We start from the raw sequence: 24,211 nt of genomic DNA on the forward strand, positions 1-24,211 counted from the left end.
CAAGTATATTGATATAGGAGGCACCAACAAACGAATGTTCGTTGATTTAAGGGCAGTTACCTGCCCTTATAAAAGTGGGTAAACCTATATTTAGATTTTACCAACTAAATCTAGTGAAGGTGCAAGTGTGTCTTCACCTGGCTGCCAAGATGCAGGGCAAACTTCACCATCGTGAGTTGCAATGTATTGTGCAGCTTGTACTTTACGAACTAGTTCTTTAGCGCTTCGGCCAATTCCTAAATCGTGAGTTTCGATTACTTTAATTTCGCCTTCTGGGTTCATTACAAATGTACCGCGAAGTGCTAAACCTTCTTCTTCAATCATTACACCAAAGCTACGTGTAATACGCCCTGTTGGGTCGCCAATCATTGGGTAAGTAATTTTACCGATAGTGTCTGACGTGTCATGCCATGCTTTGTGAGTAAAATGAGTGTCAGTAGATACTGAGTAAACTTCTACGCCCATTTCTTGAAGTTGTGCATAGTAATCTGCAAGGTCACCTAATTCGGTAGGACATACAAATGTAAAGTCTGCTGGGTAAAAGAAGAAGATAGACCATTTACCTAGAACATCTTTTTCAGACAATTCTACAAAGTCACCGTTGTGGTAAGCGGTTGCATTGAATGGTTGTAATTTTGTATTGATTAATGAAGTGCTCATGGTATTTCCTCATCTGTGTTTATGTATTTTAAAAGTAATCAACGCTTTCGTTTTAAACGACCTTCTGCGTTGGCTTGATTAATACAATAAGGCCAATGGGAAATTAAATAAAATTGATTGTTTAGATTAAAACAATCGATTTTTTGGGTTGAACTATATAATCATTGTTATCGTAAGCATTATTTGAATTGTAAACGCTGGCGAATTATTAAGACCGCTAATCGCAATACTGCTACAATAGCCTCGCTTCAAATAAGTCATTAAATATAAGGCACACCGTAATGGAAAAATTTGTTAACCATATACAGCTAGGTTACCTAGGCTTAATCCCGTTTTTAGGGTGTGTAGGTTGGCCGCTCATGTTTGGCAGTAATAGCCTTAACTTGGAGTTTTTTACTTTTTACAGTATCGCCATTTTAGCATTTATGGCGGGTAACTTATGGCGCGCCGGAGAGCAAACTTATAGCAATGCGATAAAAGCTGTTGTTCCTGTAATACCTATACCATTTTTATCATTTTTACCTGTTGAGTGGGCACTCGCTTGTTTAGGTGCTAGTTTTTGGTTAGTACTTATATTTGAAAAAGCCACGCCGCAATGGCAAACCTATCATAAAGATTATCAAAAAATGCGTTTTGTACTTACCTCTGTTGTGTTTGTGTGTCATATCCTTACTATTGGTATGAGTATTTACCCTAAATAACAGCTGTAAACTTAAATATTGCGTGGTAATAAGGTAATATCCGCGCACTGCTATTTGAGGACACACCATGATTGACCAACTACGCCAACAACTCGACGAACTTGGCGAAAACTACGTAGAAAAAAACGCTGCATTTAAAATCAAAGTGATCCCATTTTTTTGTGCTATTCGCATTAAAAAAGATCATAAAAGCGAAGGTCGTTTAAGCTTTTATTCAAGTCAATTACTCGAAATATTTTTAGTCGTCTTATTTTTGCTATTCGGTTTAACACTGTACGATACAGATGCAGGATTTACTCACGGCCCTATTCATATTGCCTTTGCCATTTTAATTACCTTTAATCTTATTATTAAACAAATCGCTATTGAAGGGTTAAAAACCAGACTTGCGTTTCATCGTTTACTAGCAAAAGACTCACAAACAAATAGCGATATAAATAATACTGCTACAAACATAAACGCTAAATAAAATATGTATTTAAATCCTCAATGGCGAATACTCACCGTAGGCGATGGCGATTTATCGTTTTCGAATGCTATTTACACTCATCTATCGCCAAAAGCTTTGGTTGCATCCACTTACGATGACCAAGCTACTATTGAGCAAAAGTATCAGCACAATGCACTTAGCAACCTAAAAGCGCATAACGTTGAGGTACTTAATGGTTTTGATGTAACAAATCCCGCGTGTTGGCAAACTCTAAGTCAAAACCAGCACAGCTTTGACGTGGTTATTTTTCAATTTCCGCTTATACCCGCGTTTGTTGGCCGTGAAGCGTTTGAAAACAACACGCGCCAAACCAGTATGAACGTATTAAACCGCGCTTTGCTGCATCAATTTATTAAATACGCTAACGAATACGCGCTTGATAAAAATGGCCCAATGCTGTGCTACATCACTTCAAAGGATGTAAAACCTTATCGAGAATGGAATATAGAAGGGAGTTTAAATAACGGTTTAAACGCTGATTATTTAGGCCAAATCCCATTTGATATTAGCCATTTTGAAGGTTACAAAATTCGTAATGTTGACCGTGATAAACACGTAAAAGACACCAGCGGTATCACTTACGTTTTCAGCCAAAAAGGTATTAATACACACACTAGCGAATTAAGCTCACGCCTCACAAAGCCAGCATACTTAACACCAAACCACTGCCCTCTTTGCCGCGTTGGACCCTATATGGCAAGCGAGGACGAAATCAAGCATCTAAATGCTAAAAAGCATCAGCAAATGCTACATCTTGAAAGCGATTGGCAACAATGGCTAAATGAGTTTTATCGCTAATTAATAGCCCTGCTATTGTTAATTCAATTATACGTTTTCGTGTTTAATTAAATCAGCCGCTTTTTCAGCAATCGCAATTACCGGCGCATTTGTGTTGCCGGTAATAATAGTAGGCATAATCGACGCATCAACTACGCGTAAGTTACTTACCCCGTGTACTCGTAAATTAGTATCTACCACTGCCATTGAGTCTTGCCCCATTTTACATGTCCCGACCGGGTGATATTCGGTATCTGCAGTTTGGCGTATAAACTCAATTAGCTGCTCATCATTATTTATATCAAGCGGGTAGAGCATTTTACCGCGTATGTTATCAAAAGCGTTGCTTTGCATAATAGCGAGTGTTTTTTTAAGGCTTGCAAGCATTACAGTTAAATCATCTGGGTGGCTTAAGTAATTAGGGTCAATAAGTGGAGCACTACGCGGGTTGTTATCGGCTAATGTAATCGTGCCTCGGCTTTTGGGGCGCATAATACTGCTGTGTATACTGTAACCATGCCCAGTGTGTAATTTACGACTATGATCGTCCACCAGCCCAATTACAAACTCTAGCTGCACATCGGGCGCTGGCGAGCCTTCAAATAATTTAATAAACGCGTGCGACTCTGCAAAATTACTGGTTAATCGCCCTTGTCGTTTTGTAAACCAGTTAACGCATCCTTTTAAAATGCTGGCAATGCCAAGCGGGCTTATACCAAATGTGCCTTTACTTGTTTTTGATTTATAAAGTGGCACTACCGTTAAGTGATCTTGTAAATTAGCGCCAACACCTTCAAGTACGTGCTGAACCTTAATATTATGCGCACTTAACTGCTCTTTTGGGCCAATGCCTGAAAGCATTAATATTTGTGGTGAATTAATAGCGCCAGCACTAAGTATTACCTCTTTTTTAGCACGTAAATTAATAACTTCTTTATTACGCTCTATTTGCACACCTTGCGTTATCTTATTAGCTATATTTATTTTATTAACGTGGCTATGGGTTAATACCGTTAAATTGGGGCGGTTTAAATGCGGTGTTAAATATGCTTTTGCCGCACTACAACGCTCGCCATTGTGCTGAGTTACCTGCGATAAACGCGCACCGCTTTGCTCTTTGCCATTTATATCGTCGCTTAAATTAACGCTCTGCTCAGCACAGGCATTTAAAAAATATTGGTTTACATTGCTTGGGTTACTTAGCTCTTGTACATGTAGCGGGCCTTTTGTTCCGTGCAGCTCATTATTTATAAACGCTTTATTGTTCTCAGATTTAATAAAGTACGGGAGTAAACTCTTAAAATCCCAGCCTTCATTACCAAGCTGTGCCCAATTATCGTAATCGTATTTGTTACCGCGAATATAAACCATTGCATTGGTAGAGCTTGAGCCACCCAATACTTTGCCGCGCGGCACAAAACCACAGCGGTTATTAAGCTCTTTTTGTGGCACCGTATTGTAATGCCAGCTATTTATGCCATAAGGCACACTCGCTGCTATGCCAGCTGGCATTTGCACAAATGCACTTTTATCGCTGCCGCCAGCTTCAATTAAACACACACTGACATTTTTATCCTCAGACAATCGCGATGCCATAACGCAGCCGCCACTGCCTGCGCCAATCACAATGTAATCAAATGTTGTATTGTTCATAGTGTACCTTAATAAAAGTTTTAAACGGCCTTAACAGTAATAGTGCATAGAAAAACCCAATAAAACTTGATATTTTTAGACATCACTTATTTGGGGTTAACCATGAGCAGCCTAATCAGAGCCACGTCATTACAAGGTATAGACACGCTAATTAGCGAATTTGGCGGCGATCCGCATGAAATAATGCAAAGCTGTAATATTAGTAACGTTGACTTTAAAAATCTCGACAACCAATATTTACCTTATCGAGATTACGCTGAGCTTTTAGAATACTGTGCTTGTAAGTTCAATTGCTCTAGTTTTGGCCTTAAGCTCGCAAGTAGACAAAACTTTGATATTTTAGGACATATTGCAATAGCTGCCAAAAGTAGTACTAATTTAGGTGATGCACTTAATTGGGTTATTAAATACCTTCACTTACACAGCCCTGCACTTAGCTTAAATTCGCACCCTTTAGAGAATGATAAAAGCTTGTTTTTATCATTCGAAATTAATTTAAAACCATTACCGCACATAAACCAAGTAATTGAGCTAACTATTGGTTTAGCATTGGCTGTTATTAAAAAGCTGAGTAATAACCGCTGCAAACCAATTAATATATTTTTGCCAAAAAAGTTAAGTACTAATACTCGTGCCTATAACACTTACTTTGGTTGTAACGTTATAGAGCATCGCAACAGCGCTGGCATTGTAATCTCAAAAAGTGATTTAACTCTTGAGCTTGATCACCCTAAACTAAATAAAGTACAAGCAGCGCTAAACTTCTTGGCAAAAAACAAAGAACACACACAACCGTTGCCCAACCAAGTTAGTGCGCTAATTAGGCCTATGCTTCCTATTTATCAATGTAGTAACCAAACTATTTCAGCTGCGCTGGGTATGCACCCGCGTACTCTGCATCGAGAACTTATCAAACATAATACGAGTTTTGTAAAACTAAAAGATGCCACTCGCCGCGCTTTAGCTGCACACTATTTAGCGCAAAACCAATTTACAATCTCAACCATATCTGAGCTTTTAGGATATCAGGAACAAGCAACACTAAGTGTTAATGTTAAACGCTGGTTTGGATGTTCTCCTCGAGCATATAGAACTAAAAAAATGTTAAACTAAATACTCTTATTATTTTTATTTAAGCTAAGGAGTGAGCATGAACTTTGTTATTGTTGGCACCAATTTTATTAGCGACACATTGTTAGCCGCTGCAAATACGTTAAACGATTTTAATTTATATGGGGTGTGCTCGCGCGCAGTATCTAGCGGCGAAGCATTTTTAGCCAAACACCCACAAAATGCACAAGCAAAAATTTTCACCTCAATCGAGCAAGTTTGCCAAGATCAAAATGTCGATGCTGTCTACATAGCCGCCCCTAATAGCTTACACAAACAATATGCCGTTATGTGTCTAGAAGCGGGTAAACATGTCCTTGGCGAAAAACCATCAGCTGCCAATTCTAAAGAGCTTGCAAGCATTATAGCTACAGCAAAAAAGCATCAGCGCCTTTACATGGAAGCCATGATGACCACTCACTTGCCTAACTATGAACAGCTACAATAGGCAATGGTAAAAATTGGCACACCACGTAAATATATTGGCCAGTACAGTCAATACTCATCGCGTTACGATAAGTATAAAAATGGAGAACGCCCAAACACATTTTTACCCGAGTTTGCAAATGGTGCTTTAGTTGATTTAGGGATTTACCCGCTGTATTTATTAATTGCACTTTGGGGGGCACCAAAAAGCGTGAGTGCCAGTGGCGTATTGCTCGATACTGGTGTAGATGGTGCGGGCGATGTATTACTAAACTATGCAGATAAACAAGCCGTTATTAGTTACTCCAAAATATCGCAAGGCGACAACATAACCGAAATACAAGGCGAGCTTGGGCGCATACGTATAGAAGCCGTATCGCAACTTAAAAAAGTGGAATTTATTGCTAATAATGGTGATGTAGAGATTATATCCCAGCCGTTTGATGAGCACTTTATGAAATACGAAGTTGAGCATTTCATGTCATTAGTGAAGCAAAATATCCTTGAGTCACCTGTTAATACGCACATTTTAGCCAGTAACGTAATGAGCGTTCTTGATGAAGCGCGCAAACAGCTTGGGGTTGTGTACCCTAACGACTAATTAAATAAAATATGGGCGTTAACCAACGACAGCTAACGCCCAGAAGAAAGCTTAAATAGCTCTCGTACAACGACACATTTTACAAAACACTTTAAAATAGCGATCCCCATCCATGGGCAATCAAATACTTCTACAACAAACTTAACACTGACAACCCAACTCGGTTTATTACCAATATTTATTACTCAATAACCTTAAATCTAACCTAACACATAAAAACATTACCAATCAAGCTGGCCAATTACATTATTTTAAACTAAATTGGTAATACAAGAATGCAACCGTTGGTGTATAGTGGTTTTTAACCCTAACATCGCGTTAGAATTTTGACATAATAGTGAATTTTAAGGTAACCTCTGATATTAACAGTTGGTTTTGACTTATAGGCCCCAGAGGCCATTATTCCTTAAGGTAATGAAGGTAAAGTATGGGTAATCGTCGCTTATTTTGGCGCATAGTTGATAAAATTGAGTCTTTAATAAATCAAGGCGAATTTTCTGCTGGGAGTCGTTTACCACCTGAACGTGAACTTGCAGAAATGTTTGATGTAAGCCGCCCTACCATTAGAGAAGCTATTATCGCATTAGAAGTACGTGGCCGAGTTGAAGTTAAAACTGGCTCTGGTGTTTACGTAGTAGAACAAAAAAATGCATCTATAAAATCAAAAGAGATCAGTGCATTTGAACTTACTCAAGCTCGCGCATTAATTGAAGGCGAAATTGCCGCTTTAGCTGCTCAAAGCATTACAGAAGAAGAACTAGAGCAACTAAATAAAACATTAATTGCTATGGAAAAAGGCCTATATGTTGAGCAAGCCGATCGTGAGTTCCACGAAATTATAGCTAGAGCAACGCGTAATAAAGCACTTGAATTTGCAGTGTCTAACTTGTGGGATTTACGTTTAACAAATCCACAAATTGTTGCTGACTATGGCAGTGTGTGTAAAAACAATAACGAGTGCGTTATGGATGAACACACCGCTATTTATACAGCCCTAAAGTCGCATGATGCAAATGCAGCGCGCAGTGCAATGCACAAACATTTTAACCGCTTAATTAATGCTTTATTTGACGCTGTAGAATCGCGTGCACTTGAAGAAATTAAACGTAAAAATGATGAAAAACGAGGCCTCTACTCGCTTGATGGCTTAGTTAATAAAAGTGCCCACTAAGGCCTTTTAACCAACTGATTAAAGTTAGCAAACGCCTGTTTGCTAACTTTACCTCTTACTTTATTTACCTTCCCTATTTAATATACTTTTTATTGCGTTATTTTTGGTCGCAAACACTTACCTATAAATTTAAAAAAAGATACTATGCCGCCATTAATATCGGGTGGGTTTAGCTTTTATACTCCCTGCATTACATAACTAATTGATAGAGTTACTCAACTCAAGGATAAAAATGCAAGCATCTTCAAAAAGTTATTTACTGGCTATCGTGTGTGTATTGCTTGCCATGATGACCATTCAAACGGGCGCGTCGTTTGCAAAACAGCTTTTTCCAATTGTTGGCCCTGAGGGTACGACGGCCCTTAGGCTTGGTTTTTCTGCCTTTATACTTTGCTTAGTGTTTAAACCTTGGAAACACTTACCCACTACGGGTAATCGTATTCCTATAATTGTGTATGGTTTAAGTTTAGGCGGCATGAACATTTTGTTTTATTACGCTATTGAACGCATTCCACTAGGCATTGGTGTAGCACTTGAATTTACAGGCCCGCTTACTGTTGCCTTATTTTCATCACGCCGCAAACGTGATTTATTTTGGGTTGCCTGTGCTATTGCTGGTATTTTGCTTCTGCTTCCAGATATGAGCGGGCAAGATAGCCTTGATCCATTAGGTGTAGCGCTTGCTCTTGGTGCCGGTGCATGTTGGGCAGGTTATATATTATTTGGTAAAAAAACCGGCACACAAAGCTCTGGTGGTGCCACTGTCGCACTGGGCATGACTGTTGCCGCTATAGTGCTAGTGCCTTACGGTGGCATTATGCAAAGCGCCGCGTTTACGTGGGAAATTATCCCACTGGGTATTGGTATTGCTATTTTATCAAGCGCACTGCCTTACACACTTGAAATGGTTGCACTGCGTAACATGCCTTCACAAGGGTTTAGCGTAATGATGAGTTTAGAGCCTGCAATAGCTTCGCTCGCAGGGTTTATTATACTGGGTGAATTACTTACTTTATGGCAGTGGCTCGCTATTTTACTTGTGATTATCGCATCTGTTGGTAGCTCGTTTTCAAACGCAAAAAAACAGGCTACTTAATTAACTACCAAATAAGCTAAATAAAGTCACCACACAACATGGTGACTTTATTGTGTTTTATCCGGTAATTTTTTAACTCACAGCCTTACTTCGCTTTTTAGTTGTAAGCAAATAGCCAATCAACGAAATAAGCGGCATACCGGTAGCCACCAGTGCAATACCAGTCCAACCGCCTGCTTCATATAATGGGCTGGCAATAAGCGAGCCTACTGCGCCACCTACAAATATACTAGTCATGTAAATAGCGTTTAAACGCGCACGGCTTTGTGGCTCTATTGCATACACTGCACGTTGACCCAATACCATATTGGCCTGCACAGAAAAATCAATAAACACACCGGTTAATGCCAATACTATAATGCCGTAAGGTAACTCAAATAAGCTTGGTAAAAAGCACAGTGCTGCAATGAGTTTGGCCAGTAACGATAACTGATGCGTATAGCCATTATCAGCCAAACGCCCAACAATAGGAGCTGCTACAGCACCTGCGGCGCCCACTAGTGCAAACAATGCTATTTCTGATTGGGATAAACCATACTCACGGGCAAGCACAACCGGTACGCTCGTCCAAAATAAGCTGAACGATGCAAACATTAACGCTTGAAAAAGTGAACGTTGGCGCAGCACTGGCTGGCTTATCATTAATTGTTTCAGTGATTTTAATAACTTAAAATACGTTGTTTTATGGGTTGGTTGCCTACTTGGAATAGCAAAATAAATTACACCAGCAATAAACACCATACACCCTGCTGCAAAGTAAAATACAGCGCGCCAACCAAAGTGATCGGCTATTAAGCTCGATATAGGTCTTGCTAGCAAAATACCTAACAACAAACCCGCCATAATATTACCAAGAACTTGTCCGCGTTTTTCGTCAGACGATAAATGCGCAGCAAGTGGAATAAGCACCTGAACAGAAACCGAACTTATACCTATCATCAAACACAAAATAAGCATTACATTAGGTGAATTAGCAAGTGCCGTACCCACTAAACTCAAAAACGACACACCAAGAGTGACCAACATAAGCTTTTTATTTTCAACTAAATCAGCTAGTGGTACTAAAAAAAACAACCCCAAAGCGTAGCCTATTTGTGTAAGCGATACGATAAGGCTAGCACTGTGCGCACTTAATCCAACTTCTGGGGCAAGTAACTCAATAATAGGTTGAGCGTAATAAATATTGGCAACAATAAGACCGCAACACAAAGCAATAATAGTAACGAGTGTATTGCTAAGAGGTTGCGCTGAAACGCCTGTTTGGGTCATGTGTGTCTCTACTTTATAAAAATAATAAAACCCAACCCGCAAACGCGGGTTGGGTTTCTACAAAAAACTAAACTTTATTTTATTGGTGATGGCTGCCCATGTGGGCTTGAGCGTAAATACTGTTTAGGTGCAGTTACTGTAGCGCCAAGCTCTGCAGCTGCATGCCACGGCCAGTGCGGGTTATATAAAATGCCACGCGCTAGTGCTACGCCATCGGCTTGCTGCTCACTAATAATATCTTCGGCTTGTTGCGCCTGTGTAATTAAACCCACCGCTATAACAGGCATTTTAACCGCTTCTTTTATGGCTGTTGCAAACGGTACCTGGAAATTAGGTTTAACTGGTATTTGTTGCTCTGGGCTTAGGCCCGCCGTACTTACATGAATAAAATCACAACCTAGTTCATCAAGCGCTTTACTAAGCACTATCGATTGATCTAAATCCCAGCCACCTTCAACCCAATCGGTTGCCGAAATACGCACACCCACTGCTTTATTACTGGGGAATACCGCTCTTACCGCTTTAAACACATCAAGTAATAAGCGCATTCTGTTTTCTAGGCTGCCACCGTAGTTGTCATCTCGCTTGTTTGAAAGTGGCGACAAAAATTGATGTAACAGGTAACCGTGCGCACCATGAAGCTCGATTAAATCAAGGCCGAGTTCATCAGCGCGTTTAGCTGCACTTACAAAATCTTTAATTAGTGAATCTATGTCAGATTGGCTCATTGCTTTTGGCACTGGGCTGTTAGCGTCGTACGCAATTGCCGAAGGTGCGAGCGTTTGCCAGCCATTTACATCATCAGGTGCAATGGCATCGCCACCGTCCCATGGTTTTTCAGTTGATGCTTTGCGTCCAGCATGCGCTAACTGAATACCAATAGGCATAGGGCTGTATTGCCTTACTGCTTTTAGGCTTTTGCCTAGTGCTTGTTGGGTTTCGTTATTCCAAAGCCCCAAATCGCCGTAGCTAATACGCCCTTCAGGGTTTACTGCTGTTGCTTCTAAAAAAAGTAACCCAGCACCGCTTAAACTCAATTGGCCTAAATGAATAGTATGCCAATCGCTAGCAGCGCCATTGTTTGCTGAATACTGGCACATGGGTGCAATAATAATACGGTTATCTAACGTTACTTGCCCAAGTGATAAAGGCGAAAATAGTTGGCTCATTGTTAATCCTTAAAAACACGCACAAAAAAGTGCGGACAAAATAAAAAAGAGAATACGAAGCGGCAATCAAACACGCTCACTCAATAACTTAAACTGTCACTAATAATGGCGACTTAACATCCTTAATGGGGATCAAAATACACTTTAATAGTGCTAATAAAAGTATAAGTAATGACATTATGAAATATTAATTTTAATGTAATAATTTGTTTAACGAGCACGTCATAACACCACCTTTAAAATACGAATGACTATTTACCTTTAAACAAGGGTTTAATTTTTAATCTAACTGTACCTAATTCCACTAAGCTATTGCTTGTATTGCCTATTAACCAAATAAAAACCCCGAAAACAAGCTATATTTATTCTATAAAAGTGAATTAAAATTCAATTTAAATATTCCCAGCTACTTCACTCCCTGATAAACTGCTTAACTTAATTTACTAATGTAAAACATTTGAACTGGGGATCACTTTTTATGTTTAAACCAAGCTTGTTAACCTTGGCTATTTCGAGCGCTGTTTCTAGCGTATTTTTATTGCCTAATGCCGCACTTGCTCAAGAAGAAGTTGCAGCTAAAAACAAATCACTCGAAGTAATTGAAGTTACAGCAACAAGGCGCAGCGGCTCGGTGCAAAATGCACCGCTAAATATTACAGCCCTTGATGCTGATATAATGAAAGATCAAAATATCAGTGAGCTTGCGGATGTAGCGCGCTGGGTACCTGGTTTAACAATTACCGATCAAGGTGGGCGCTCAGGCTCGCCTATTATTGTTCGTGGTTTAAATACAAACTCGTCTGGTCCATCATCAGATGGCGGCACAGTATCTACTTACATTAACGAAATTCCTGTTTCGGTAGATATGCGCCTAGTAGATATTGAGCGTGTTGAAGTATTAATTGGGCCACAAGGCACCCTTTATGGTGCAGGCACATTAGGCGGTGCAATTCGCTACATGCTTAAACAGCCTGAGCTTGATTTTACATCTCTTGAAGTTTACGGCGACCTGTTTCAAACAAAAGAAAGTGACTCTTTAGGTGGCGAAGGCGGTTTTATATTTAACCTTCCTATTATTGAAGATAAATTAGCAGTACGCGCCAGCTTAAACGTATATGAAGACCCCGGTTTTATCGATTACGGTTATGTAGTGCGTGAATCTGGCGTATCACTGCCAGATCCAGATTGGAGCGATAGCTCAGCAGTTAATAACAACCTTAAAAATGTAAAAGACGCCAACGGCGAAACCACCACTACAGGTCGTATTTCTGTTCGCTTTAAACCAAATGAATCGTTTGAAGGTACGCTTAACTACTTTTATCAAAACCAAGACAGTGAAGGCCGCTCGATTGTTCATTACAATAGCCTTAATGCAAACAACGGTTTAAGCGACGTAATAGGTAAATACGAATCGGCTTATCGCTTTGAAGAGCCGCGCGAGAAAAAAGATCAATTACTAAGCCTTGAACTAAAAGCCGATTTAGGTTTTGCAGAGCTAGTATCGGCAACCGGTATTTCGAGCTTTGATGCCGACGGTCAACGCGATCAAACAGACTTACTTATTCGTCTTGATTACGGCTATGAAGAATTCCCTTCGTTTTCAACGTTTACCCGTGAAATAGACGAAGAAGATACCTTCACTCAAGAAATTCGCTTAGTGTCGCAAGGCGACAGCGACTTTAACTGGATTGTGGGTGGCTTTTACAACAAAACAGAAACCGAAGCGTCAAGCCGAGAGTTTACCCCTGGGTTTGACCAATTCGCTATTGATAACTTTGGTGGCGAGCAGCTAAGACCTGACTCATTAGAATACTTAGAGCTTACAAAAAGTAAAGTCACTGAGTCTGCACTATTTGGTGAAGTTGGTTATCAAGTAACCGACAAATTAGATATTACCATTGGTGCCCGTTTTTACGAATACGATGTAGAGTCGCAAGCAGCTTTTGACTTCCCGCTAGCCAATACATTGTATGGTGGAGTAGATCCTGACAAAATCACCGTTGCATACGAAAAAGATGACGCTGGCGATAACGGTAACTTATTTAAATTTAATGCTAAATATCAATTTACTGATTCAGTAATGGGTTATGTAACAGTAAGTGAAGGCTTTAGAATTGGTGGTTCAAACGGTTTAGTGTCTTGTCCTGATCCAATTGTTGAGGATCAACAAACAGGTTGTGGTAAACCTGACGAATTATTATATGAAGCCGACACCACAACAAACTACGAGCTAGGCTTTAAAAGTACATGGTTTAGAAGCCAGCTACACTTTAACGCCGCGTTATTTAACGTAGATTGGGATGATGCGCAAATCACTGGCGCTACAGATATAGGTCAATTAACGTACCTTTCAAACGCAGGCAGCGCTAATGCAAAAGGGGTAGAAATTTCGACCCGTGCCATTTTATCTGACTCGTTTTCAGTTTACGCAACTTATGCCTACACAAAAGCAGAGCTAACATCAGACGCACCATTTTTGTTTAATGCCGATGGTACCGATGGCGCAGAAGACGGCGACCGTTTACCAGGCTCACCTGAAAATCAATTTTCGATGGGTGTAAACTATCAAACAGACGTGTTTAACGACAAAACGCTTGATATTAACTACGGTTTAACTGCGCAAAGCGACGTGCTTTCAAGAGTAGGGCTTCGTGATAACGGCGAAACACTACCAGGTTACAGCTTAAGTAATATATCAGCTAAATTAACAGCTGATGCATGGTCAACTACCCTATATGTTGATAACCTATTCAACAAATACGCGGTTACATCCGTTCGTCGTTCAGATGCCGATATAACATCAGCAAATGGTGCCGATATACAACGTAACTACGGCCATTACATTAATCGCCCGCTTACGGTAGGTGTTAAATTTAACTACAAATTTGAAATATAATTTATAGTAATTTTTAAACAATGTTTTAAGGCTCAAATTTATTTGAGCCTTTTTATTTTCTTTCACAAAATAATTACCAAAAACCATGCAGCCAAATTTAAAGCAACTTCATCAAAGCGCAATACACTCCCTAAACCAAGGTAAAATAGAGCAAGCACACAAAGCCCTAGTGGAGTTAGTTACACTCAAACCAAACTTTGCTGATGGGTATTTTTTGCTGGCAATGGTTAATTTAACTGTTGGGCAAATACACAAAGCAATAAAGCTCATCGAAAAAGCCCTCACCCTTGGCCAAAGTATTGAATACACCGCGCAACTTGCTAAATGTTACGCACTTACTGGCGAATTACAAAAAGCAAAAAACACCGCACTATCGGTGCCATTAAAGCAAATAACTAAAGCACTTGATGCCGACACACTCGGCGTTGCACTTACTCAAGCAGGTATTCACGAGCAAGCACTTAACTACTTTGAGCGCGCTATTACACTGTCTACAGCAGCTAACAAAGCTCAACCTCAGTTTTATTATAACTACGGTGTAAGTGCTAAGTTTTTAGGGCTATTTGATAAAGCCCAACACGCTTTTGAAAATGCCATAGCGCTTAACCAGCTGCACCATCAAAGTTATTTTGCATTAAGTGATTTAACTAAAGTAAGTACACAAAACAATCATATTGAACGCTTAAAAAACGTGTTTGAGCAAGTAACAAACCCCGATGCAAAACTGCATATTGGCCATGCTTTAGCTAAAGAGTATCAAGATATTGGTGAGTTTTCAGACGCTTTTAACGCGTTAGAGCAAGGTAAAGTAGTAAAACGTGCTGTACAGCCGTTTGATCATAAAAGCTCAACTGAGTTATTTGAACATATTAAACTCTTAAGTGAACAGCACACACAAGCGCTGACACAAGGTAACCCAACGGCAGAGCCTATTTTTGTATTAGGCATGCCCCGCTCTGGCACCACATTGGTAGAGCGTATTTTATCGAGCCACAGCGACGTGCAGTCAGCCGGTGAACTGCAAGACTTTGGCTTAAGTGTTAAAAGGCTCAGCCAAACACAAACACCCCATGTGCTTGACACTCAAACGCTCAGTAAAGCCTACGAGCTTGATTTTAATCAGCTTGGGTCAACCTATTTAAACGCAACACGCGTAATAACAGGCAGCCATAAGCACTTTATAGATAAACTCCCGTTTAACTTTTTTTATATAGACTTAATTACCAAAGCCCTGCCAAACGCTAAAATTATTTGCATGCTACGCGACCCAATGGACACCTGCATTGGTAACTATCGCCAGTTATTTACTATAAATAACCCCTACTACGCGTACTCGCTCGATTTACTCGACACTGCCAAATTTTACAGCCGCTTTTACAAACTCATGCAGCACTTTAGCGCCCTGCATAGCAATATAAAATTAGTAAAATACGAAGAACTAGTCGCCCAGCCCGAGCAGCAAATAAAAGAGCTAGTTAGCTTTTGTAATTTAGAGTGGCAAGCACAGTGTATAGACTTTCACTTAAACACCTCACCGGTCTCTACTGCAAGTAAAGTGCAAGTACGCCAACCACTTAACAACAAAGCAATTGGCCGTTGGAAGGCATTTAAGCCCCATACTGATGAGGCTGAGACCTACTTAAAACAACAAGATATTATAGGATGAAATATCACTTCTATTTTATATAAATTCGCTTAATTAATTTATAGTCAGGTAATTACTTTTTAAAATAAATATAAGCACTGTGACGATCAAACTAACACAGTTGCCAATGCTTACTGACAAATATTGATAGAAAAGGAATAATATAAATGGAATAAAATTCAGCTAATGTTCCCTTGAAGGGGCCACATAGTGAGTGGTATAGTTACTAAAGGATAAAAATTAAAGGATTAAAATGTTAATATTTAAAGAACTAAACTTAGTAAATATAACAAGGTTAACTAATAGTGTTGGTCACGGTGCTAGGAATGCCCCACTAGATGTTTTAGTACTACAAAGGCTTTTATTAGGTACCACAAAAAAGTATTTCGGTAAAAAAGTACTAAAGCCCGATGGATATTATGGTAGTAAAACTGAAGAGCAACTAAAGCTATTTCAATCCGCTGCATTGGGTAATAAACACCCAAGTAAAAAAGTTATACCTGATGATTTAACTCACAAAGCACTTGTAGCCTCATTAAGTCAGAACTTTCTAAAAAAGCACAAAGAAGCTGCCCTTTTAAATCAAGTTCAAGTTATTGATTATGAACACTTCATTAAAATATATAAAAAGCAGTTCCCTAATGAGCAAGCATTTAATGATCTAAAAAAACTCTTGATTGAGTGTGTAATGGATCCTCACATTACCGATATCCGATGGATTGCTTACATGTTAGCGACAGTAAAACGTGAGTGCGGACGTACCTGGAAACCAATTAAAGAGTGGGGAAAAGGAAAAGGTAAGCTGTATGGTAGCGTACACGATGTTCCAACTACTTCAACTGTAGAAAAAAACATATATTACGGAAGGGGTTATGTACAATTAACATGGGATTATAATTATAAAAAGGTTGGCGATGCTTTAGGGCTTGGAGATAAGCTCTATATAAATCCAGACCTAGCACTTAATCATAAAATTGCATATGCAATAATGTCTTATGGCATGCGAGAAGGTTTATTTGCTAAAGCGAAGCTAGGCCAATTTATATCAGGTGCAACTTCTAATTATATTGGAGCTAGGAGAATAATTAATGGTCAAGATCACGCTTTAGAGATTGCTAATGACGCTATAATTTTTGAGCGACTATTGAAAGCGTCACGAGGTACATTTGAATTTGAAAAGTTATTATTCTCAACAAATGTAGCGTTAGCTTAATACACATATACTTTTATGGATTAACTCTTGGTGAAATTAAATATGACCTTATTTGTTATGATCTTTTTATTATGCTCGCATGTTAATGCCGCTTCACTCAATGCAGATATTAAGAATAATAAACCCTTAAAAATGCAGATACCCTCTGGTCAAAAGTTGCCTCTAGATTTTGAGCTATTAACTCAAAAAAAGCTTCTTGGCTCACTAAATAAAAACGACAACTGTTCTATCAAAGACGAACATCATAACAATCGATTTGTCTCAGTTTTTAAGCTAAGTTCGGGTGATAAATTGCTTGCATTAGCTTGCAACACTGGAGCATATCAAGACAGTTACTTGACCTATTATGTCAAGACGTTAACTAACATGGCTTACCCCATAACTTGGTCAGAACCTACTTTTATTGATAATAAGTGGGAGCTAAAGCAAACTAATTTAATTACCGGCAGTATTGAAGTTAGTGAAATAGGGAATGAATTAAAGTCTCTGCGCTTATACTCTGCTTTTGGCTCTTGCGGTTATAAGGTCAATTACACCATTTCGTTCCCACAACTGATTAATCTAAAACCTAATTTAATACATGCAGACAACGATTGTGGTAATGGCATTTTAGTTGACGAGTGGCCAGTAATTTCCAATTCAAAATAACATCGCTAGTAATTATATTAAGGTCATATACTAATGTGATAAATGCCCCCAGTATGGGGGATTTATCTTTTTTAAATAGCCGCTTTTATAAACTCATGCAGCACTTTAGCGCCCTGCACAGCAATATAAAATTAGTAAAATACGAAGAATTAGTCGCACAGCCCGAGCAACAAATTAAAGAGTTAGTCAGCTTTTGTAACTTAGAGTGGCAGGAGCAATGTATAGATTTTCACTTAAACACCGCACCGGTCTCTACCGCCAGTAAAGTACAAGTACGCCAACCACTTAACAATAAAGCAATCGGCCGTTGGAAAGCATTTAAGCCACATACTAATAAAACAGTGGAGTACCTTTTAAAGCAAGGTATAAATATTGAGTAAACGCTTTATTTTACCGGTAAGAGACGCCAAATAAGAGGCTTTGTGTACGTGTAGGTCGGATAAGCGAAGCGCCATCCGACACAGTAAAATACCTTGCCAATTATTATCAACATTTTATGTTGTGGAGTGGCGGAGAATGCCAACAGCAGATATTACCTTTCAAAGCCTTTAGTGGGACTGCTAAGCCACCATTGCAGTCATTGAGGTTTAAGTTAAAGAGCCAATAAAACTAACACTTCACTTTGTCATCCATTGCTCTACTATGTATAACCAAAATCAGGATGAAATAAGGCCATACATTTCTGTTATTATGAAAAATCTATTATCCATTCGTTCTTATAGCACAAAACCAACCCGTCACTCACATCACTTTAATCAATTGGTTTTACCTTTACGTGGTGTCATAAATATATGCGTTGGTGATTTCAATGGTAAAGTTGCGCCAAGTGAATGTGTTGTAGTTAAAGCCAATGAAGAGCACTTGTTCACTGCAGATACTGAAGCTAGATTTGTAGTTGTGGACATGAAAAACCTACCCCTAAATATTTCATCTTCTCACTGTATTGTTTTTGCAATTAACTCATCCCTTAAAAGTTACTTAACCTTTATCGAAAACCAATTAGAAAATAAAGTTAATGCTCAATTAGAACAGGCAATGTTTGAAATGTTCAGTTTACTGCTTGCAGAGCAACCTTTATTGCCAAAAGTAGATAACCGTATTGGTACAGCAATATCCTTCATAGAGCAAAATATTGCAGAGCAACTTCACATTAAACGCCTGGCTGAATCTGCTTTTCTAAGCGAAACGCAGTTTAAGAAACTATTTAAGCAACAAACAAATATGACTGTGATGAAATACGTAACCAAACTTCGTATGGAAAAAGCGCAAGCTTTACTAACACACACAGATTATCCACTATCAATCATTGGTGAAAAAGTAGGCTACAAAGAGCCGTCAGCCTTTAGCCGAAAGTTTTCACAATTCTTTGGCCTACCACCTAATAAATTCAAAAAGTAAACTTAGTCTTTATTGTCAACGATAGCGTCTTAATTGTTAAAAACTCCTTTCATCATTAACATACAATTTCTGTATTAAAATAATAAAAAACAGGTATCACTATGCAAAGTCATCACGGAAGTTTTAAAGGTGTAACTGCTATCATTATTGCTAGTTTTTTGTGGGGAACAACAGGCACCGCAGCAAGCTATTCCCCTGATGTGAGTTCGTTTGCAATTGGTGCATTCTCTATGGGAATAGGGGGAGTGCTACTTGTTATTACAGCACGAAAAACGTTATTTATAGATTATAAGCTCATGATTTCACAGCCTAAGGTATTACTTTTAGGTGCCGCTTCTGTCGCTATCTATCCATTAGCATTTTATACTTCAATGCGTTTATCAGGTGTTGCAATTGGCACTGTAGTTTCAATTGCTACGGCACCTTTTTTTGCTGCAATCCTTGAAAGCCTAATTAGTAAAAAAAATATATCACTGGAATGGGTACTGAGTTTTGTTATTGGAGCTATAGGTATTACTTTATTAACGTTAGGTAGAGATCAGAGTAATGATCCTTCATACAGTATTAATCAACAGAGCCTGGGTATTCTTTTGGGGTGTATTGCTGGATTAACCTATGCAGGTTATTCATGGGCAGCAAGGAGTTTAATTGAAAGTGGAGTTCATTCGAAATCGTCAATGTCAGGACTGTTTGGTTGTGCTGCTTTATTGTTACTCCCTTCATTATGGTTTACAGGTGATAACTTATTTTCAAGCGCAACCAATGCATTGGTATCTTTGTATATGGCAGTAATTCCAATGTTTTTAGGATACTTATTATTTGGTTTTGGCTTGAATTATATAAATGCAAGTAAAGCGACATTAATTACCTTAATAGAACCATTAGTTGCAACTTTTTTAGCCGTTTTCGTTATTGGTGAAAGGTTTAAGATAATTGGTTGGATAGGTGTGGCTTTGGTATCACTATGCCTATTAATGCAAACCATCAAACCTCAAAAGCAATTAAGAGTACCTATTAAATCTATGTAGCTTAAGAGCATTGACAATGCTTTTAAAAGCTTACCATAGGGTATAATTCATTTATATAAAGTAAAAAACATGAACGCTCGTAACGAACGTTCATAAAATGTAATAACCAAGGAGACGAGTATTGACTTCATACATCATAATTTCTCACAGTCTGCCTCACGCTCACAGCCGAACTTCGCTAAAGTGCCATTTATAGTATTTGAATTTAGGTCTAGATTGATGATCGTAAATGCCAGCATAGCGGTTGTTCAAGTATTTATATTTAGATGACTTATTTGTATCCCCCTAATCTCTGCCATATTAGAAAGTTACTGGTTAAGATTAGGTTTTTGTATCGCTGATAAAGATGCATATCATGTTCATCACTCTTCTTTATCCAGCAACTCCATTAATCCAACCAGTGCAGCGAAAAGTACAGCCCCTACAGGCCAAATTATCCAAGTTACGCCCCAATCCATAGTCCATAAGCTCCAACCAAGAAAGATAGCGATTAGCAAAGGCCAGTAGAATGCAGCGAGTTTTTCAGCACGTTTTACACGTCTACTCTTTACGGTATCTAGAGGCCCATCTTTTAGAATATTGTTATAAGCCTCGTATTTAGCCGCAACAGGAGACACAATGTATATCCCAGCGGCTATGATGAGCATAAGTACAATTAGCATCATTAGAGTTATACTTGGGCCTCTGAAAAGCATACTAGCAAACATAAGAGGTGCAAAACTGATAATGAACATAAATATACCCAACGATAATCTTCGATTATAGGTAGGTCTGAACTTTGTTAATTTTTCATTGAAAACACCATGTACACCATAGGCTAATTCAAATGCTTCATTATCTATTACCGCTATATCGCTTTCATATTGGTTGGCTCTGAGAAAAAAATTTATTCCCATAGAGACCATAACTACAATACACACAACTCCTATCGCTGCTGCGATATTGCCTGTCAGGTTCAATCGATTGGTTTCAGCCATTGCCAAGAAGAAAAACAAAGGTACTACTGAGCATAAACAAAGTATAACTCCTTTAGTGATTAAGGCTGACACTTCCATCTTATTTTCAATATATTTTGCTGCTTGTTCTAAACTAATTTGAATGATATCAGGCTTTTTATTTTCATCATGAGAATCAAAAGCTTCATTCTCATCTCTTAGTAGAAAGTCAGTAGATACGTCAAAAAGCTCCGCCAACATAATTATCCTATTTAAATCAGGTATGCTATTAGTGCTTTCCCACTTAGACACTGACTGCCTAGAAACATTCATCTTTTCAGCCAATTCTTCCTGCGACCAACCAACTTGTTTTCTTAATCTGACAATCTTTTCTGCTAAAATCATAAAGTTCATTCCTTCATTTGTTGTTGAGCGGTAAGCATAGAAAGTCAGGTAGTTGCAGACCAGCAAGTCAAGTTGTTAATTTGTCAACCAGCGGTTGCAATTAGGCTAAACAGCTAAATTTAAACATTTTATTTGGTGCTAGCAAGTTAGTTTTTCATTTTGAGAGTCGAACCAAATCAGACATCCTAAATATAACTAAGCTGTCAATCTATGGCAAAATTTCCCCATCAGACAGGTCTTCCAGCCCAAAAGCTTAAAAGGTGCCCGTTTGATCCAATTTTGTCACTCGTTTAGGGAAGAGTTTAGTGTTTAATTGCTAAAATCACCTATAGCATAACTAGGGCATCCATAGTTAAACCACCTCAAAAAAAGAATGTTAGGAATGGGTCAATTTTGTTGGCTAACGGTTGCTCGATTTAAGTTGTTAATTTACATTATTATTGATAATTTTCAGTAATTTGACATGATTAATTCATTAGAAATCTGTGTAAAAATTAAATGCTAGCGTCTTCTATACTCACAAAGTGATCTTGAAACCGAATTCATTACTGACTGCTTTAGGCTCAAATGAAGATCAAGTGATGGAAGTTCAAAGGCAGCAACGAGCTTACACTAGCCCCTCAAACATGCAGTATATATTGGTTTGAATTACCAATAATCTGTTTATTCTTTTACAAAAACTAATGTCAGCTTTCGGCTAATAGTTAGCTTTAGTAAAGCAGGTTCGAACGTCAGCTATAGAGAAAAATGGATTCCAATTACAAGATGCTTGAGCGGCTGTTAATCGCTCCTAGCCGCCTTTAAAAGTCATTCAAACAAGATTAAATTTTAAAACCCTGTTTTAAAATAGGCATACCCGCCGAAGGGATCTATCGCTAATTCATAATATTTAGTTCAGTTAATCTGAGCGCACCACTACGTTTATTTACTTTAGTGTCGGTTCAACGGTAAATAATGTCGATTCAGATAAACATTAATGAAGCAGGTTAAAAAACTCGCTAAATTCCTTATCAACAAAACGCCAAATACCTATTTTGATAAGGAATATAGTCATGAACATTATTACAAAAACAGTTATAGCACTGAGTTTAACAAGCCACTTTAGTGCGCATGCCATTGACCTGCGAGTCGACAACATTCGTGTATACCAAAGTAATTCGCAAAGCTTTTCTGCGCCGAGTTCGCTTTATATTGACGATGGTAAAATTGTAAACGTTGCCAAAGCGACCGACCCACTACAAAACGCCGATAAAACTATTGATGCCAACAACCAATATGCAATACCTGGTTTAATTGATTTACATGTACATTTGGGTTCATCAGGCAGTAACTTTACTGAGTTTCAGTATTTGCCGGTTAAATCGCACTTTAATTCTAATTTGTATTTAGGCGTAACTAACATTGTTGATTTGTTTTCGTTTGAGCAAACCCTAAACGAAGCCGCTCAATTAGAAGAAGCCCAACTAACCCCTAACCTTTTTTATGCAGGTACATTGTTTACCAACCCTGGCGGGCATGGCACACAGTTTGGTGGCAACGCTTACGAAATTGCCAAAAATGAAGACATAGCAGCGCTATGGAAAAAACATATAAGCACCCAAGCCCATGTAACTAAAGCGGTTATTGAAACCTTTGGCGGTGTGGGTAAATCGTTGACTGATAGCCAATTAAGCGATCTTGGTAAGCGCTCTAAAGCGGCTAATTTACCGTATTTTGTGCATGTTTCTACACTAGATGATGGCAAACGCGCTATTAAGGCCGGTGCAACGGCTTTAGCCCACGGTATTAATAGCGAAGCGATAGATGATGAGTTTATTACGCTAATGAAACAGCATAATGTAACCTACATTCCTACCCTTGCGGTGTACCACAACCATAGCGATGAAAAGCATAACCATACTATTAGCTCACAAAACGAGTTACTAAAAACCATTCCCGAAAAGCTTCAAGAGTGCTTGTTTGAAAATGTGCCTGCGCCTTCAAAATGGAAAGAACACGCATGGAGTGAACGTAAAACCGCTTATGCAAATATTCAAAAGTTACATAAAGCTAATATCACTATAGGCACCGGCTCTGATGCCGGAAACCCATACACAATCCATGGAACAGGGTTACATAACGAGTTAGATGCACTTAAAAAAGCGGGCCTAACTAATGGTGAAATAATTAATGCGGCAACGGTTAACGGCGCACAAGCGATCAATAAAGCAGATAGTATTGGTAAGCTTGCTAAAGGCTTTGAGGCAAGCTTTATACTGCTTAAGCAAAACCCACTTGATGATATAAACCATATTCACACAATCTCAGAGGTTTATAAAACAGGTATACAAGTAGACCGCCCAGCGCTTATTGCTCAAAACAAAGCCATAAAGCCACAAGGCCCCACTTGTAATGAAGTAATTAAAAGCAGCCAAGCGCAGCATGTTATTGATGATTTTACCGGTGATACACCATGGCAAGCCTTAAGCGACTCGGTAATGGGTGGTCAGTCTGTGGCAACGCTTACCACGCATAAAAATAGCTTAACTATAGATACAACCATTACAAAGCCAACAAGCTTTGGCGCGTGGGCAGGCGCTGAAATAAAATTTACATCACCGGCTGATGCTTCAGCATTTAAAGGTGTGCGCTTAACGTATAAAGGGTCTACCACGCCTTTTGCTTTGTCTGTTTATCATAGTGATGTAAAAGATTGGGATCACTTTAGTGTACTTTTAAAGCCGCGCGATGAATGGACCACGCTTGATATTCCCTTCACTACACTTAAACAATTTGGTTTTGGTAGCCCAGTTACGTGGTCGGCAACAGAATTAACTGGGGTTAACTTAATGTGGCGTAAAATGCCAGGCGCAAGCATTGAGTCATTAAAAAACACACTACAAATCAAAGAGCTAACTTACTTTTAAATGAGTAGCAGTCA

19 protein-coding genes and 1 pseudogene are annotated in these 24,211 nt (G+C 38.8%); 15 read left to right on the plus strand and 5 right to left on the minus strand.

Annotation, left to right across the window (positions count from 1 at the left end; translation table 11 throughout):
• Window positions 1–90: 90 nt before the first annotated feature.
• Window positions 91–660: an alkyl hydroperoxide reductase subunit C gene (gene ahpC, locus H5089_RS05555; RefSeq protein ID WP_002960601.1), complete on the minus strand. Its 570-nt coding sequence runs from the start codon at window positions 658–660 to the stop codon at window positions 91–93.
• A 281-nt stretch (window positions 661–941) separates the two neighbouring features.
• Between ahpC and H5089_RS05560 the strand changes: the two genes are divergently transcribed.
• The 3 genes from H5089_RS05560 to H5089_RS05570 all read left to right on the plus strand — a co-directional run bounded on the left by H5089_RS05560 (window position 942) and on the right by H5089_RS05570 (window position 2,649).
• A complete protein-coding gene (locus H5089_RS05560) occupies window positions 942–1,361 on the plus strand; it encodes a DUF3429 domain-containing protein (protein WP_182692533.1) in 420 nt (139 codons plus the stop codon).
• A 67-nt stretch (window positions 1,362–1,428) separates the two neighbouring features.
• Complete coding sequence (locus H5089_RS05565) at window positions 1,429–1,830, plus strand: hypothetical protein (RefSeq protein ID WP_002960599.1); 402 nt, start codon at window positions 1,429–1,431, stop codon at window positions 1,828–1,830.
• 3 nt (window positions 1,831–1,833) lie between these two features.
• Window positions 1,834–2,649, plus strand: coding sequence for a class I SAM-dependent methyltransferase (locus H5089_RS05570; protein ID WP_182711689.1), 816 nt, complete (start codon window positions 1,834–1,836; stop codon window positions 2,647–2,649).
• Window positions 2,650–2,676: 27 nt separating this feature from the next.
• Here the strand turns inward: H5089_RS05570 and H5089_RS05575 are convergent, their stop codons facing one another.
• Window positions 2,677–4,281, minus strand: a complete 1,605-nt coding sequence (locus tag H5089_RS05575) for a GMC family oxidoreductase (RefSeq protein WP_182711690.1) — start codon at window positions 4,279–4,281, stop codon at window positions 2,677–2,679.
• Window positions 4,282–4,383: 102 nt separating this feature from the next.
• On the opposite strand from H5089_RS05575, the gene H5089_RS05580 reads away from it, so the two are divergent.
• From H5089_RS05580 to H5089_RS05595, 4 genes and pseudogenes are all read left to right on the plus strand, one after another.
• Window positions 4,384–5,394, plus strand: a complete 1,011-nt coding sequence (locus H5089_RS05580) for an AraC family transcriptional regulator (RefSeq protein ID WP_182671069.1) — start codon at window positions 4,384–4,386, stop codon at window positions 5,392–5,394.
• A gap of 37 nt (window positions 5,395–5,431) precedes the next feature.
• Window positions 5,432–6,418, plus strand: a pseudogene (locus tag H5089_RS05585) (Gfo/Idh/MocA family protein).
• A gap of 427 nt (window positions 6,419–6,845) precedes the next feature.
• Window positions 6,846–7,589 carry a FadR/GntR family transcriptional regulator gene (locus H5089_RS05590; protein WP_002960591.1) on the plus strand — a complete coding sequence of 248 codons (744 nt, stop codon included), beginning with the start codon at window positions 6,846–6,848 and terminating at the stop codon, window positions 7,587–7,589.
• 232 nt (window positions 7,590–7,821) lie between these two features.
• On the plus strand, window positions 7,822–8,685 hold the full coding sequence (locus H5089_RS05595; protein WP_182694245.1) for a DMT family transporter: 864 nt from the start codon (window positions 7,822–7,824) through the stop codon (window positions 8,683–8,685).
• Between the two features lie 72 nt (window positions 8,686–8,757).
• On the opposite strand, the gene H5089_RS05600 is transcribed toward H5089_RS05595, so the two are convergent.
• Window positions 8,758–9,954: an MFS transporter gene (locus H5089_RS05600; protein WP_182711691.1), complete on the minus strand. Its 1,197-nt coding sequence runs from the start codon at window positions 9,952–9,954 to the stop codon at window positions 8,758–8,760.
• Between the two features lie 74 nt (window positions 9,955–10,028).
• Complete coding sequence (locus H5089_RS05605) at window positions 10,029–11,123, minus strand: NADH:flavin oxidoreductase/NADH oxidase (protein WP_182711692.1); 1,095 nt, start codon at window positions 11,121–11,123, stop codon at window positions 10,029–10,031.
• A 478-nt stretch (window positions 11,124–11,601) separates the two neighbouring features.
• Between H5089_RS05605 and H5089_RS05610 the strand changes: the two genes are divergently transcribed.
• The 7 genes from H5089_RS05610 to H5089_RS05640 all read left to right on the plus strand — a co-directional run bounded on the left by H5089_RS05610 (window position 11,602) and on the right by H5089_RS05640 (window position 19,951).
• Window positions 11,602–14,019, plus strand: coding sequence for a TonB-dependent receptor (locus H5089_RS05610; protein WP_182711693.1), 2,418 nt, complete (start codon window positions 11,602–11,604; stop codon window positions 14,017–14,019).
• An 85-nt stretch (window positions 14,020–14,104) separates the two neighbouring features.
• Window positions 14,105–15,685 carry a sulfotransferase gene (locus tag H5089_RS05615; protein WP_182711694.1) on the plus strand — a complete coding sequence of 527 codons (1,581 nt, stop codon included), beginning with the start codon at window positions 14,105–14,107 and terminating at the stop codon, window positions 15,683–15,685.
• A gap of 232 nt (window positions 15,686–15,917) precedes the next feature.
• On the plus strand, window positions 15,918–16,877 hold the full coding sequence (locus H5089_RS05620) for a glycoside hydrolase family 19 protein (protein ID WP_055017448.1): 960 nt from the start codon (window positions 15,918–15,920) through the stop codon (window positions 16,875–16,877).
• A 42-nt stretch (window positions 16,878–16,919) separates the two neighbouring features.
• A complete protein-coding gene (locus H5089_RS05625) occupies window positions 16,920–17,525 on the plus strand; it encodes a hypothetical protein (protein WP_182711695.1) in 606 nt (201 codons plus the stop codon).
• Window positions 17,526–17,560: 35 nt separating this feature from the next.
• The gene (locus tag H5089_RS05630) at window positions 17,561–17,905 is read left to right on the plus strand and encodes a sulfotransferase (protein WP_310735800.1); all 345 of its coding nucleotides are present in this window, start codon (window positions 17,561–17,563) and stop codon (window positions 17,903–17,905) included.
• A gap of 310 nt (window positions 17,906–18,215) precedes the next feature.
• Window positions 18,216–18,923, plus strand: a complete 708-nt coding sequence (locus H5089_RS05635; protein ID WP_024597340.1) for an AraC family transcriptional regulator — start codon at window positions 18,216–18,218, stop codon at window positions 18,921–18,923.
• Between the two features lie 101 nt (window positions 18,924–19,024).
• Window positions 19,025–19,951, plus strand: a complete 927-nt coding sequence (locus H5089_RS05640) for a DMT family transporter (RefSeq protein WP_182711696.1) — start codon at window positions 19,025–19,027, stop codon at window positions 19,949–19,951.
• Between the two features lie 362 nt (window positions 19,952–20,313).
• Here H5089_RS05640 and H5089_RS05645 read toward each other — a convergent pair whose 3' ends face one another.
• Window positions 20,314–21,291: a helix-turn-helix domain-containing protein gene (locus tag H5089_RS05645; RefSeq protein WP_182711697.1), complete on the minus strand. Its 978-nt coding sequence runs from the start codon at window positions 21,289–21,291 to the stop codon at window positions 20,314–20,316.
• 1,052 nt (window positions 21,292–22,343) lie between these two features.
• Between H5089_RS05645 and H5089_RS05650 the strand changes: the two genes are divergently transcribed.
• Window positions 22,344–24,197 (plus strand): CIA30 family protein, encoded by a 1,854-nt coding sequence (locus H5089_RS05650; protein WP_182711698.1) that lies wholly within the window; start codon window positions 22,344–22,346, stop codon window positions 24,195–24,197.
• Window positions 24,198–24,211: the final 14 nt, after the last annotated feature.

This window comes from Pseudoalteromonas sp. SR45-1, from assembly GCF_014163655.1.
Taxonomy (GTDB): Bacteria; Pseudomonadota; Gammaproteobacteria; order Enterobacterales; family Alteromonadaceae; genus Pseudoalteromonas; species Pseudoalteromonas distincta.